Origin of the sequence: Stenotrophomonas cyclobalanopsidis, assembly GCF_008710035.1 — a bacterium.
Taxonomy (GTDB): domain Bacteria; phylum Pseudomonadota; class Gammaproteobacteria; order Xanthomonadales; family Xanthomonadaceae; genus Stenotrophomonas; species Stenotrophomonas cyclobalanopsidis.
In genome coordinates this window covers 29,275-43,126 of sequence record NZ_VYKI01000002.1, presented here as the reverse complement: position 1 = coordinate 43,126, position 13,852 = coordinate 29,275, and the positions used below count along the sequence as shown (strand labels likewise).

The window sequence follows — 13,852 nt, the reverse complement described above, 5'->3', positions numbered from 1 at the left end:
CGCACCAGTAGATCCACGCGATGCGTGGATCCGCTTCATGCGTTGGGCAGGACCACGCGCTTGCCATCCACCGTGGGCCGGTTGATGTAGAACAACCCCGGCCCGGGTCGATACGGCAACTCGCTCACCCCGGCATCGGCGGCATAGGTCAGCGCGGTGTCGCCCAGGGCATCGAAGTTCCAGTGCGCTGACTGCATCAGGTAGCGGCGGCGCAGCAGTGCTTCCTGCGTAGGGGTCAGTGCCTGGCCGTCCAGCAGGCGCCGTGCGATCGGCTGCAGTGCGGTGGGCAGCGCCCAGTCCGCCACGTCGGCGGCCTCGGCGGTCCACTGCACGCCGGCGTCGCGGGCCTGCCGCTGCATCACCTGCAGGGCGATCAGCTGGTAACGCCAGTCGATGGGCCGGCGCAGCACCACCGCTGCGGTCACGTACAGCACCGGGGCCAGCAGCACGCTGCGGCTGCCGGCAGGGCGATGCTGCTGCCACTGGTGCCAGACATCCACCCACACCTCCTTCTCATCCACGCCCAGCTGCTGCCGCCAGCGCTCGGCATCGGCCTGTGCTTCGGCGTACACCGTGGTCGCCTGCAGCTGCGCCAGTGAAGGCGTCTGGTAGTCGGGCACCGGCGGGCGGCGCAGCTGCTGCCGGCGCGGACGGCTCAGCAGCTTCGGACCTTCCTCGGCCTGGTCGTAGCCGCCGCCGATGTTGGCATGCACGCCGGGCAGCACGATCTCGGCATGCGCCGGTGCCACCGTGGTCAGCGGGTAGTGCTGGCGGTGTTCATCGCGGGCCACCAGCTGCACCACGCGGCCGGCGATCCCCGCAGGCAGGGCCAGCTGCGGCGGCTCGTCGGCGCGGCCGCCGCTGACCGCCACCACCGTGTCGAACAGGCCGATGAAGCGCAGCGCCGGGCGCTGCACCGCGAAATCCACCGCGCACGGCAGGCCCGCCTGCAGCAGCAGCTGACGCCAGCGCGCGCCGTCCCAGCCGCGCAGCTGGTTGGCGACATCGCGCGCCGCCGCTGCGCCACGCGAGTAACCGAACAGATCCACCTGCACGCCGTGCAGCGGGGTGTGCTGCCCGGCAGCGAGTGCGGCCAGGGCAGCCGGCAGCAGGACCTGCAACGCGCGCTGGACCTTGGCGCGCACGCCGCTGGCGCCCACGCCGAACGCCAGCCCGATCAGGTCGTCCTCGGCATCGTCGCGGGTGCCCACGCCTTCGATGTAGATCGCCAGCGATGCGCCAACCCCGGGCGTGCGCCGGCTGTCCGGGTACAGCTGGTACAGCCTCGTGATGTTGGTGGTGCCGTTGTCGTAGCTGCTGGTCAGCCGGCTCTGGTAGGTCGAATCGTCGTCGGCACGCAGCAGGGCAGGGCGCGGCTGCGGGGCCTGCGGGCGCCCGCGTGCGAGGTTGTGCGCGTTGTTGCGGGTGCCGTCGAAGAACAAGCCGATGTGCAGGATGCCGATGCGAAGCGCGCCGGGATCGGCGCCGGTGTCTGCCTGGTGCTGGCCTGGTGCCATGTGCATTTCCCGTCGTGGCCGCGTCACGGTGGCGCGAAAGCTGTGTGTTGGGGAAGTGTACTGCCGCTTTTTACCTGACTGAACGCTGCTGCGCTCCGTCACAGATCCGGATTCCCACGTGGATCTTCTATTGAATTCACATGCGCCGGACGCGCCGAATGGCCAGACCCGGCAAACCGGGTCGTGATGCATCAAGGCTGTCCACCTCACTTCAGGAGCGACCAGAATGATGTCCAGATCGATGGGTAGAACGGCGGTTGGCGTGTTGTTGGGCCTTTCGGTGGCGGCGGCGGCCAGTGCTGCGCCGTTGTTTGAACCGGTGACCATCCTCAGCCGCGCTTCGGCCGGCAGTGATCCCGCGCTGGCCCGGCTGCTGTCCACGCCGTCCACCGCCACGGTGCAGGAAGTGCGCATCGATGCGGCCGCCACCGCGCAGCCGCAGCTGGAATTCGAGCTGCTGGGGCAGAAGGTGCAGGCGACCCGCAGCAGGGTCGAAGCGCTGCCCGATGGCGGCAGCGTCTGGTATGGCCAGATCCGCATCCCCTCGGACCGCCTGCAGAAAGCCACCTCCAATGGCCAGGACGATCCGGGCAATTCGCTGATCGTGGTTCGCTCGGGCAACACCCTCACCGGCTCGATCCGCAAGGACGGCAAGCTGTACCGCCTGCGTCCACTGGGCGACCGCCACATCCTGGTGGCGGTGGATGAAACCCGGATGCCGGCCGATCATCCGGCCGACTACAACCAGCTGCCGAAGATTCCGATGGGGGACAGTGAACGCCTCGGCATCGCCCAGGCCTCGTCGGGCACGCCGGCCACCATCCGCGTGCTGGTGGTGGCCACCAATGCGGCGGTGGCGGCCTACGGCGGCAACATGCAGTCGTTGGTGCAGCTGGCAGTGGCCGAATCCAACCAGGGCTATGCCAACAGCAACGTCGGCATCACCATGCAGCTGGCCGGTTATGAAACCACCAGCTACACCGAGTCGGGCAACTTCACCACCGACCTCACCCGCTTCCGCAACACCAGCGACGGCTACATGGACAGCATCCATGCCAGCCGCAACTCCACCACGGCGGATGTCGGCGTGCTGCTGATCAACAACACCAGCTACTGCGGCCTGGCCTCGGGCATTGGTTCAACGGCGGCGACGGCGTTCGCGGCGGTGTACTGGGACTGCGCGACGGGCTACTACTCGTTCGCGCACGAGATCGGCCACCTGCAGAGTGCCCGGCATGACACCGCCAACGATCCGAGCACCTCGCCGTATGCGTTCGGCCATGGCTACCGTTACGAGCCGGCCAGCGGTACCGGCTGGCGCACGATCATGGCCTATGACTGCACCCGTGGCTGCCCGCGCCTGAACTATTGGTCCAACCCGAACATCAGCTACAACGGCATTCCGATGGGCATTGCCAGTTCGGCCGACAACCAGCGCGTACTGGTCACCACCAAGCAGACGGTGGCCGGCTTCCGCTGAGGCGATTACCAGATGGCACCCGCCGACCAGGGGCGGCGTCTACCGGCCTGCGCGGTCTGGTAGATGCCAACCTTGGTGGGCACCCGCCAATCCGTCATTCGCGCTTGAGCGAATCCAGGCGCCAGCCGTCGGCATCCACGCGCAGGACCGAACCCTGTTCGTACCAGTCGCCCAGCACGATGCGGGTGCAGCTGCGGCCGCCGGCCTGCAGCGTGTGGATGGCCGGGCGGTGGGTGTGGCCGTGGATCATCGTGTCCACGCCATGGCGCACGAAGGTCGCCTCGACTTCGGCCGGGGCCACGTCGGTGACCGTCTCGAACTGCGCGCGGTCACCCTGCTTCATTTCCGACTGGCGTGCCTGGCTGGCATCGCGCGCCTTCTGCGCGAAGGCGATGCGCGCGGCCAGTGGCTGCGACAGGAACTGCGCCTGGAACACCGGGTCGCGGGTCTGCGCACGGAACTGCTGGTAGGGGATGTCATCGGTGCACAGCAGGTCGCCGTGCTGCAGCATCACCGCACGGCCGTACAGCTCGATCACGCACGGGTCGGGCAGGATGCGCAGGCCGGCGCGGCGGGCGTAGTCCTCGCCCAGCAGGAAATCGCGGTTGCCACGCATGAAGAACACCGCCACGCCGCTGTCGGTCAGCACCTTCACCGCATCGGCCACCGCATCGGCGGCTGGCGAAGGCGTGTCATCGCCGATCCAGGCTTCGAACAGGTCGCCCAGGATGTACAGCGCGTCCGCGCCGGGCGCGTCCTCGCGCAGGAAGCGCAGGAACAGGTCGGTGATGGCTGGACGGCTGGGGTCCAGGTGCAGATCGGAAATGAACAGCGTCGTCATGCGTGCATTCTAGGGCATCGGCTCGCCGGGCATGGCCAGGCGCTGCCGGTAGCACCGGGCCATGCCCGGCGGATCCAGCGGAACTACACCGGCAGCGGCAGCCAGGCAAGGCTGGCCGCGGCCAGCAGCGCGGCGATGCCGGTGGCGGCCAGCACGTCGCTGGGGTAGTGCAGGCCCAGCACCACGCGCGACAGGCCCACGCCGAAGGCGAAGGGCACCAGCAAGGGCGCCAGCCACGGGTAGTAGGCCAGCGCCACGATGGTGAACGACACCGCGTGCAGGGTGTGCCCGGAGGGGAAGCTGAACTCGTCCAGCGGGGCCACCCAGGCGCGGATGCGCAGGTCGGCCGCGTACGGGCGCGGGCGCCGGGTCCAGCGCTTCAGGCCCTTGTACAGCAGCAGCGCGGCCAGGCCGGTGGCGGCCATGTGCACCGACGCGCGCAGGCCGTCGAAACCATCGACCACTACCAGCGCGCCCATCAGCACGTACCAGAACACGCCATCACCCAGCCGGCTGATGACCGCAAACAGGCGGCGCACGCGGCGGCGCCGGCAGTAGTGGTTGGCCCGGCGGCACAGCCGCGCTTCGCGGCCGGCCAGTCCTTCAAGCGGCGTTGTACGCATGTCCGGTCCTCCGTGCCTGGGCCAGTTCGGCCAGCAGCGTCTCGAATTCGGCCACCACCTGCTGCGGGTGCAGGCGTTTCATCGCGCGGGCGGCGTTGCTGCCCAGTTCGCGGCGCAGCGCATCGTCGCTGGCCAGCTGCACGGCCGCCTTGACGAACGCCTCGTCGGTATCCACGGCCGCGCCGTTTTCACCGTTGCGCAGGTACTCACGCGCGGCGCCGTAATCGAAGGCCACCGTGGCCAGGCCGCAGGCCATGCTTTCCAGGGTCACGTTGCCGAACGTCTCGCTGCGGCTGGGGAACAGGAACAGGTCGCCGCTGGCGAAGTGGCGGGCCAGGGCGTCGCCGCGCTGGATGCCGCAGAAGATGAAGTCTGGATTCTCGTGCGCCAGCTTATCGCGCGCCGGGCCGTCGCCGACGAACACGAAGCGCGCTTTCGGCCGCACCTGCTGCAGGCGGCGGAAGGCCTTCACCGCCAGGCCGAGGTTCTTCTCGGCGGCGATGCGGCCGACGTAGATGGCGACCAGGCCGTTGCCATCGACGCCCCATTCCTCGCGCAGTGCCGGGTGGCGCCGGCTGGGTTCGAACTGCTGGCTGTCGACGGCGCGGGCCAGCAGGCGCACCCGCTCGAAGCCCTGGTCGGTGAGGAACTGCTGCAGTTCGCGGGTCGGCACCAGGGTGGCATCGGCCTGGTTGTGGAAGCGGCGCATCCAGCGCATCGCCGCCGTCTGCAGCCAGGCCACGCCGTAGTCGGGCAGGTATTCGTCGAAGCGGGTGTGGAAGCCGGTCGCCACCGGGATGCCAAGGCGGCGGGCGGTGCGCAGCGCCGACCAGCCCAGCGGGCCTTCGGTGGCGATGTAGACCGCATCGGGACGCTGCTGCTGCCAGTGCCGGCCGAGCCGGATCGGCGCGGGCAGGCCGAAGCGCAGGCCGGGGTAGCGGGGCAGGGCGGCGCCCGGCACCAGCAGCGTGCCGGGCGCCGAGTCCAGTGCTTCACTGGCCTGTCGTGGACGGATCAGGTCGACCTCATGCCCGGATGCGCGCAGGCCCTGCTCCAGGCCCTGCACGGTGAGCGCGACGCCGTTGACTTCCGGCGGATAGGTCTCGGTGACAATGGCATGGCGCATGGCGAGCCTCCGGTTTTCCGGCATGCTCGGCCCTGCCCATGTAGTGGTCGTGACCACATTGCGACCGTCGGATGACGGCCGCGCCGGCCGCCGAAGCACGGCCCCGAAGGGCCGTGCCGTGGATCAGAAGCGTTGCTGGTACTTCATGTAGATGAAGCGGCCGATGTCGTAGCCACCGTAGTAGGAGAAGTTGGCGCTGGGCTGGGTATACATGATCGGCCCGTAGCGGCCGAACACGTTGTTGGCACCCAGCGATACGGTGCCGTCCCAAGGCAGGGTGTAGCGGAACTGCAGGTCGTGGAAGGTGGTCGAGCCGCGGCGGTTGTAATCGCGTTCGCCGGCATACCAGGGCGCGCGCTGGCCTGGGTGCGAACACTCGTCCGGCCGTTCGGTCGCATCCAGGCACTGCTCCTTCACGGCCGAGTAGTAGCGCATGCCCCAGTTGACGCCGAAGTTGCCACGCTGCCAGTCCAGCGACAGGTTGGAGCGGGTACGGAAGCCGATGCCACCAGCGCCAGCCAGACCGTTACCGGGGGTCGGCGCCACATCGGCTTCGTTGGTGGTGCGCTCCAGCGACGACACGATGTAGGTGGTCTTCCAGTCGGTGCGCAGGGTGCCCCAGTCGGTGTCCCAGCGGTGGCTCAGCTCAAGATCGTAGCCTTCGGTTTCGCGGAAGCCGCTGTTGCGGGTGCCATAGTGGAGCGAGTCGACGATGCCCAGCACCGGGTCGCGGGTGAAGCCGGCGCAGCGCTCGGCGATGCCCAGTTCATAGCAGTCGCGCAGGATGTCGTTGGGGTGGTCGGGCACGATGGTGTTGTCGATGCGGATCTTCCACCAGTCCAACGCGACATTGAGACCGGTTGCGAAGGTCGGGCTCCAGACCACGCCCAGGGTGCGGCTGGTGGCGGTTTCCGGCTGCAGGTTGGGGTTGGAGCCGTTGTTGAACGGCACCGGCGTCTGGCCGCTGCTGCCGACGATCGGCACGTTGCCCTGGCGCAGCTGCCGGTAGGTGTCGGCATTGGCGATGTCGGCGGCGCAGCGTGCGCGCACCGCCGGGCTGGTGGCTGAGGCACCGACAACGCTGTCGCAGGGATCGCGGAAGCCGGTGGTGAAGGTCTGCGAGCCGCCGCCGTACAGGTTGGCGATGGTCGGTGAGCGGAAGCCCTGTGCCCAGGTGCCGCGCAGCAGCAGCTGGTCGATCGGTTTCCAGGTGAAGCCGAACTTGCTGTTGAGGGTATCGCCGAAGGTGCTGTAATCCGAGTAGCGGGTGGCGGCACTCAGGGTGAGCTCGCGCGCCGCAGGCAGGTCACGCAGCACCGGCACGCTCAGCTCCAGGTAGGCCTCGTCCACCCGGTAGCCGCCACCGGTGGGGCCGGCGGCCAGGTTGGTGGTTGCACCGCTCTGCGCCAGCGGGTCGGGAATGAAGCGGCCTCCTTCGCGTCGGCTTTCAGCGCCCAGGGCGAAGCCCAGTTCGCCAGCCGGCAGCGTGGCTACGCTGCCGCTGATGTTGGCGAACAGGTTGCGGCTGGTGGTGCGGCCGCGGCTGGTTTCCTCGGGGAACAGCCAGTCGCGCAGCGCGGGGTTGCCGGCCAGGCTGTTGGGATCGTCGCGGCCCGCCGGCACCAGCGGATTCCACGGAATGCAGCCGGTAATCGATGCCCCCGGCACGCCGCATTCGACCTTGCCGGTCGCTGGGTTCAGCCACGATGGGCCGGTCGCATCGGCCACGCGCTGCTTGTGCAGATCACCCTTCGAGCGCTGGATCAGTTCGCTGCGGTTGTACTGGTAACCGGCTTCCCAATCGAAATCCCGCCCGCCGAATTCGAAGTTGCCCTCGAAGGCAGCCACGCCCTGCCAGGTGGTCAGCTCGCTGGTCGTCATTCGCGGCACTTCCCAGGCGCGGCGGTCCCAATGCACATCGGTGGGCGTGGCGTAACCATGGTGGTTGCCGAACGGGTTGAACCAGCTGTCCTTGGACAGCGGGGTGATGCCTTCGCGCTGTGACTGGAACGGGTAGCCGGCAATCTGCCGCGTGGCGGTACGCTTGTTGTAGGCCAGCTGCGTGTTGAAACGCACGTTGTCGCTGAGGTGCGCACGGGCATCGACGAACACCGAATCACGCTTCAGCGGCGTGAGCAGGTGCATCTGCTCGGCGGCATTGCTGACATCGCCGGTGAACGGGGTCGGGTCGAAAAGGTGGAAGCTGCTGCCGTCGATCGGGTTGCCGCCGCGGTCCAGCGAATAGGTGCAGCCGCTGCGGCTGCCACAGCCCGGGCCGTTGAAGCCGACGATGCGGCCCCACTGTCCGACCGGGGTCCAGTCGTCGTTGGGGTGGCGGGTGGTGTTGGGGAAGCGGCTGAACCAGCGATCGCGGGCCCACACGCCTTTCTCTTCGACGTGCTCGGCGGCGAGGGTGATCGAGGCGCGGTCATTGGACCAGCCGGTCACCACGTCGTACTGCGTGCGGTCACCATCGCCCTGGCTGTACTGGCCCTGGTAGACATTGACGGTGGTAACGCTCACATCGCGGCGGGTGATGATGTTGACCACGCCGGCCATGGCATCGGAGCCGTAGATGGCCGAGGCGCCGTCCTTCAGCACTTCCATGCGTTCGATGGCCGACACCGGCAGGCTGGAGATGTCCTGGTAGCCGCCGGTGGTCATGCCCAGGCGCTTGCCGTTGACCAGCACCAGCGTTCGCTGCGCGCCGAGGTTGCGCATGTCGACGTAGCTGCCGCCGGACGCTTCGCCTGATGACAACGGGCTGGAACGGCTCAGTGCCGGGCTGCCCATCGCGGTCAGGTTCTGCAGGATGTCAGCCACCGAATTGAAGCCCTGGCGTTCGATGTCGGCGCGGCTGATCGACAGAACCGGTTGCGCGGTCTCCAGGTCAACCTGGCGGATGCGCGAACCGGTGATCTCGATGCGGTCCAGCGTGGTCGGGGCGGCGGAATCCTGGGCCAGTGCGGGCAGGGCGGCGGCGGTGCCGGCCGTGGCCAGCGCACAGCGGATCGCCCAACCCAGCGGGGAGGTGCTTGGCGTCATGCGGTCTCTCTCTCTCTATGTGTGGAAGCGGACACCCGAAACGCGGGCCTGTCCGGCCGCCACGACCTGCGTCGCGACGGCATCCCACTAACGCGCAGGGTTCAAATTCCGTAAAGGCGGAAAGCGACCACTGACCGCACCGAGGCTGTCGTGTTCCGCGTTACCTGTGCACGTTCAATACCTTGCGCGCGCTGCGACGCAGAAAGACAGGCCCGGGAAGAACACGATGCGGCCTCGCCAGTGCAGCGCAGAGCAGTTCATTGGCGACAAAAAAAACCACGGCCCCGAAGGGCCGTGGTCGTGGTGTTGCGGCGGCGCGATGGATCAGAAGCGCTGCTGGTACTTCATGTAGACGAAGCGGCCGATGTCGTAGCCACCGTAGTACGAGAACACCGAGTTCGGCTTGGTGTACATCACCGGGCCGTACTTCTCGAACACGTTGTTGGCGCCGACCGACACGGTGGCATCCCACGGCAGGCTGTAACGGAACTGCACGTCGTGGAAGGTCACCGAACCACGTTCGTTGTAGTTGCGGGTACCGGCGTACCACGGTGCGCGCACGCCCGGATCGGAGCACTCGTCCGGATGCGCGCTGAGGCTCAGGCACTGTTCCTTGACGCCGGAGTAGTAACGCGCGGTCCAGGTGACGCCGAAGTTGCCCAGGTCCCAGCCCACGGTCAGGTTGGAGCGCACGCGGAAGCCGCTGCCGATGCCGTTGGTCGGGGTCGGCACCACGCTGGTGTCGTTGGTCGAACGGAAGATGTTCGAGCTGACGTAGGTGGTCGACCAGGCGCTGCTGAACTTGCCGTACGAATCGGTATCCCAGCGATAGGCCACGTCCATGTCGTAACCTTCGGTTTCCAGGAAGCCGGCGTTGCGGTTGCCGTAGGTCAGCTTGTTGACGATGCCGTTGACCGGATCACGGGTGAACTGTGCGCAGCGCGAGGTCACGCCCTGCTCATAGCAGTCGATCAGGATCTGGTTCGGGCTGTCGGCAACGATGGTGTTGTCGATGCGGATCTTCCACCAGTCCAGCGAGGCGTTGAAGTTCGGGATGAAGCTCGGGCTCCACACCAGGCCCAGCGTCTTGCTCTTGGAGGTTTCCGGCTGCAGCAGCGGGTTGGAGCCGCTGGTGAACGGCACCGGGGTCTGGTCGGTGCTGCTGGTGATCGGCACCAGGCCCTGCTTCAGCTGGCGGTAGTTGTTGGCATCGGCGATGTCGCGGGCGCAGCGGGCACGCACTTCGGCGCTGGTGCGCGAAGCGCCGTACACGGTGTCGCAGGGATCGGCGTAGCCGGTGGTGAAGGTTTCCGAGCCGCCACCGTACAGGTCATTGATGGTCGGCGCGCGGAAGCCTTCGGCCCAGGTACCACGGACCAGCAGCTGGTCCAGCGGCTTCCACTTGAAGCCGAACTTGCTGTTCAGCGTGTTGCCGAAGGTGTCGTAGTCGGAGAAGCGGGTCGCTGCGTTCAGCGTCAGCTCCTTCGCACCCGGCAGGTCGGCCAGCAGCGGCGCGTTCAACTCCAGGTAGGCTTCGTTGACGCGGTAGCCGCCACCGGTCGGGCCCGAGGCCAGGTTGGTGGTGGCGCCGGTCTGGGCCAGGGCATCGGGAATGAACTCACCGGTTTCCTTGCGGTTTTCCAAGCCGAATGCAAAGCCCAGGTCACCGGCCGGCAGGGTCACGATGCTGCCCGCGAGGGACGCGAAGAAGTTCTTGCCGACGGTCTTGCCGGAGGAATCCTCGGCCGGCATCAGGTAGTCGAGCAGCGCCTGGTTGCCGGTCAGGCCGTACGGATCGACCACGCCGGCGGCGATCAGCGGATTCCAGACCATGCAGTTGGCGATCGGCGCCGCAGCGGTGCCGCACTCGACCTTGCCGGTAGCGGCGTTGTAGTACGACGGGCCGACCGCGTTCTTCACGCGTTCCTTGTGCAGGTTGCCGGTGGCGTGCTGGCGCAGCTCGTTCTTGTTGTACTGGTAGCCCACTTCCCAGTCGAAGAAGCGCTCACCGATATCGAACGAACCACCGAAGGCGGCCACGGCACGGTAGGTCTTCAGCGAGCTGTCGCTGACGCGCGGCACTTCCCAGGTGCGGTGGTTCCAGGCCACGGCGGTCGGGGTGGCGTAACCGTGCTGGCTGCCGAACGGGTTGAAGTAGCTGTTGACCGACATCGCGCCGATGCCGGCGGTGGACGACTGCAGCGGGTAACCGGCGATCTGGCGGCTCGAGTCACGCTTGTTGTAGCCCAGCTGCGTGCTGAAGTGGATCGCGTCGGTGATGTTCAGGCGGCCATCGACGAACACCGAATCCCGCTTCAGCGGATAGTTCAGGTGCATCTGCTCGTTGGTGTTGCTGACATCGCCGTTCGGGGCATTCGGATTGGTGATGTGGTAGTTGGCCGGGTTCAGCGGATCGCTGCCGCGGTTGAGCGAGTAGCCGCAGCTGGCGGTGGCGCAGCCCGGGCCCTTCAGGCCGGTGATCTGGCCGTACTGGCTGACCGTGGTCCAGGCTTCGGTCGGATGGCGGTCGGTGTTGCCGAAGGCGCTGAACCCGCGGTCCTTGGCCCACACGGCCTTTTCTTCGGCGTGTTCGGCCGAGAGGGTGATCGAGCCGCGGTCGTTGGACCAGCCGGCGACCACGTCGATGCGGTCACGGCCGCCGTCGCCCTGGCTGTACTGGCCGTGGTAGACATTGGCGGTCACGCCGGTCACGTCATGGCGGGTGATGATGTTGACCACGCCGGCCATGGCGTCGGAGCCGTAGATGGCCGAGGCGCCGTCCTTCAGCACTTCGATGCGCTCGACGGCCGACACCGGCAGGGTCGAGATGTCCTGGTAGCCGGAGGTGCTCATGCCCAAGCGCTTGCCGTTCACCAGCACCAGGGTGCGCTGGGTACCCAGGTTGCGCATGTCGATGTAGGTACCACCGGCGTTCTCACCGGCGGTCAGCACGTTGGCGCGGCTGATGGTCGGGCTGCCCATCGCGGTGACGTTCTGCAGGATGTCGGACACCGAGGCGAAGCCCTGGCGTTCGATGTCGGTGCGCGAGATCGCCAGCACCGGGTTGGCGCTCTCCACGTCGACCTGACGGATGCGCGAGCCGGTGATTTCGATGCGGTCGAGGGTGGTGGGGGCGCCGTCCTGGGCAAATGCGGGCAGCGCAATGGTTGCGGTGCCGACGATCAGGGCCTGGCGGATCGCCTTGCCGAGCACGGTGGTGCGTGAAGTCATCGCGTCTCTCTCTCTCTCTCAGAAGCTGCGGGTGCAGGGCCAAAGGGACCCCAGCAAATGCCGGCTCGGTCAACAGAGACTGAGCCGGTGACTTCGATTTATTCTCGTTCGTTAACCAGATGTAAAGGGGTCAAGACGAAATGTGTCAAAATATGTCGCGCCAACTTCATCTAAATTTAATAAAAGCAAGGCCTTAGGGTCACGGTGCTGTCGCCAGATTCGGCACAGTCCGGTAGCCTGAACGCCCATTCAGTTTCAAGAATGCGCAAACGCGCACGTGAAAACGGCCCCGTGTGGGGCCGTCGTCAGGTCGGGGATGGAGCCCGGCGGCTGGCGATGCCAGGCCGCCGGGATCAGGCCACGAAGGGGCGGAACTGGATGCCCAGCCCGGCCAGGCCCTCGGTCTCGCCGATCAGGTCGGCGCGCAGCAGCGGCCGCGGGTCGATGAAGGCCTGCGGCACGATCAGCGACAGGCGGGTCTCGTCGGCGGTCAGTTCCAGCTTCGGCAGCGGCGCGTCTTCGTGGGCGCGGTTGAGCAGCACGGCCAGCCGCAGCAGGGCGGTCAGGCGGCGCGCGGTCAGCAGCAGGCGCTCGGGCAGGGCGTCGAAGGCGGATTTGCCGACGCTGCGCCGGTGGCTGCGCACCAGGGCGGCCAGCATCTGCTGTTCCTGCCGCGAGAAGCCGGCAATGTCGGAATTCTCCAGCACGTAGCTGCCGTGCACGTGGTAACCGCTGTGGGCGATCATCAGGCCCAGCTCGTGCAGGCGCGCGGCCCAGCCGAGCATGCGGGCGTCGTCGGCGTCCAGCTTCCAGCGCTCCTGCACCTGCTCCAGCAGCGATAGGGCGGTGTCCTGCACGCGGTCGGCCTGCACGGTGTCGATGCCATAGCGCTGGGTCAGCGCCGCTACCGATTGGTCGCGCGGGTCGTTCTCGCCGGCACGGCCGACGATGTCGTAGAGGATGCCTTCGCGCATGGCGGCCTTGCTGACCAGCAGCTTCTCCAGGCCCAGCGCCTGGAAGGCGGCTTCCAGCACCAGGATGCCGCCGGCGATGATCGGCCGGCGGTCGGCGGACAGCCCGGGCAGCACGATATCGTCGATCTTCTTGGCCTTCAGCAGTTCGTCGCGCAGCTGCGGCAGGGCTTCGGCGGTGATCGCGCCCTTGCTCAGCTTCATCGTGGCGCAGATTTCGCTGATCGCCTTGTGCGTCCCCGACGAGCCGAGTGCTTCGTGCCAGCCAAGTGCGCGGTACTTGCTGGCGAACGGCTGGAACTCACGGCCGATCTCGGCCAGCGCGTCTTTCCAGCGCTTGCGGCTGAGCTTGCCGCCAGGGAAGAAGCGACGGGTGCTGGCGATGCAGCCGGCCTGGAGGCTCTCGCGCTCGAGGGTCTGCATGCCCTTGCCGATGATGAATTCGGTGGAACCGCCGCCGATGTCGATCACCAGGCGGCGCTGGTCGGCCTTGGGCGGCTGTGCATGGGCCACGCCGAGGTAGATCAGGCGCGCTTCTTCGCGGCCGCTGACCACTTCGATGGCATGACCGAGCGCGGTTTCGGCTGGCACCAGGAACGACTGCGGCGAGCGCAGCTGGCGCACGGTGTTGGTGGCCAGGGCGCGCACGCGGTGCGGGGGCACGTTGCGGATGCGCTGGCCGAAGCGGGCCAGGCATTCCAGCGCGCGCTGCCGTGCGGCGGTGGAAAGGCCGCCCTTGCCATCCAGGCCATCGGCCATGCGTACCGTTTCGCGCAGCCGGTCGATGACGCGCAGCTGGCCGAGCGTGTAGCGCGCGATGACCATGTGGAAGCTGTTGGAGCCAAGGTCGATGGCGGCCAGCAGGTCGCCATCCTGCAATGCGGGCGGAGTCGTGGTGGTATGCGGCATGGGCGAATGTTAGCCGAAGCGGCGGTGTGCTCGTCACCGCGCGGCCTTCACATTTTGCAGGGGAAGTGCGGCAGGGCTGCGCCCTGCACCTGCAGAGGCCAGGGCAACG

Annotated in this window: 8 protein-coding genes; 1 reads left to right on the top strand and 7 read right to left on the bottom strand. The window is 67.5% G+C overall.

The window, feature by feature from the left end; translation table 11 throughout:
- Positions 1 to 35 precede the first annotated feature (35 nt).
- Complete coding sequence (locus FJU31_RS02020; protein ID WP_150453293.1) at positions 36 to 1,523, bottom strand: DUF2235 domain-containing protein; 1,488 nt, start codon at positions 1,521 to 1,523, stop codon at positions 36 to 38.
- 220 nt (positions 1,524 to 1,743) lie between these two features.
- Here FJU31_RS02020 and FJU31_RS02015 point away from each other — a divergent pair, with 220 nt between their 5' ends.
- A complete protein-coding gene (locus FJU31_RS02015) occupies positions 1,744 to 2,997 on the top strand; it encodes a zinc-dependent metalloprotease (protein ID WP_150453292.1) in 1,254 nt (417 codons plus the stop codon).
- A gap of 94 nt (positions 2,998 to 3,091) precedes the next feature.
- Here the strand turns inward: FJU31_RS02015 and lpxH are convergent, their stop codons facing one another.
- The 6 genes from lpxH to ppx all read right to left on the bottom strand — a co-directional run bounded on the left by lpxH (position 3,092) and on the right by ppx (position 13,743).
- On the bottom strand, positions 3,092 to 3,838 hold the full coding sequence (gene lpxH, locus FJU31_RS02010; RefSeq protein ID WP_150453291.1) for a UDP-2,3-diacylglucosamine diphosphatase: 747 nt from the start codon (positions 3,836 to 3,838) through the stop codon (positions 3,092 to 3,094).
- A gap of 83 nt (positions 3,839 to 3,921) precedes the next feature.
- Entirely contained in the window at positions 3,922 to 4,461 is a 540-nt protein-coding gene (locus tag FJU31_RS02005) for a phosphatase PAP2 family protein (RefSeq protein ID WP_150453290.1), read from the bottom strand.
- Positions 4,442 to 5,587, bottom strand: coding sequence for a glycosyltransferase family 4 protein (locus FJU31_RS02000; RefSeq protein WP_150453289.1), 1,146 nt, complete (start codon positions 5,585 to 5,587; stop codon positions 4,442 to 4,444). The genes FJU31_RS02005 and FJU31_RS02000 overlap by 20 nt, the downstream gene beginning before the upstream one ends.
- 123 nt (positions 5,588 to 5,710) lie before the next feature.
- The gene (locus FJU31_RS01995) at positions 5,711 to 8,632 is read right to left on the bottom strand and encodes a TonB-dependent receptor domain-containing protein (protein WP_150453288.1); all 2,922 of its coding nucleotides are present in this window, start codon (positions 8,630 to 8,632) and stop codon (positions 5,711 to 5,713) included.
- Between the two features lie 324 nt (positions 8,633 to 8,956).
- Positions 8,957 to 11,863, bottom strand: a complete 2,907-nt coding sequence (locus tag FJU31_RS01990; RefSeq protein WP_150453287.1) for a TonB-dependent receptor domain-containing protein — start codon at positions 11,861 to 11,863, stop codon at positions 8,957 to 8,959.
- Between the two features lie 353 nt (positions 11,864 to 12,216).
- Positions 12,217 to 13,743 carry an exopolyphosphatase gene (gene ppx, locus FJU31_RS01985; RefSeq protein WP_150453286.1) on the bottom strand — a complete coding sequence of 509 codons (1,527 nt, stop codon included), beginning with the start codon at positions 13,741 to 13,743 and terminating at the stop codon, positions 12,217 to 12,219.
- Positions 13,744 to 13,852 lie beyond the last annotated feature (109 nt).

Coding starts and splice junctions, on each gene's coding strand:
- FJU31_RS02020 (WP_150453293.1), bottom strand. CDS start 1,523: ATGCACATGGCACCAGGCCAGCACCAGGCAGACACCGGCGCCGATCCC.
- FJU31_RS02015 (WP_150453292.1), top strand. CDS start 1,744: ATGATGTCCAGATCGATGGGTAGAACGGCGGTTGGCGTGTTGTTGGGC.
- lpxH (WP_150453291.1), bottom strand. CDS start 3,838: ATGACGACGCTGTTCATTTCCGATCTGCACCTGGACCCCAGCCGTCCA.
- FJU31_RS02005 (WP_150453290.1), bottom strand. CDS start 4,461: ATGCGTACAACGCCGCTTGAAGGACTGGCCGGCCGCGAAGCGCGGCTG.
- FJU31_RS02000 (WP_150453289.1), bottom strand. CDS start 5,587: ATGCGCCATGCCATTGTCACCGAGACCTATCCGCCGGAAGTCAACGGC.
- FJU31_RS01995 (WP_150453288.1), bottom strand. CDS start 8,632: ATGACGCCAAGCACCTCCCCGCTGGGTTGGGCGATCCGCTGTGCGCTG.
- FJU31_RS01990 (WP_150453287.1), bottom strand. CDS start 11,863: ATGACTTCACGCACCACCGTGCTCGGCAAGGCGATCCGCCAGGCCCTG.
- ppx (WP_150453286.1), bottom strand. CDS start 13,743: ATGCCGCATACCACCACGACTCCGCCCGCATTGCAGGATGGCGACCTG.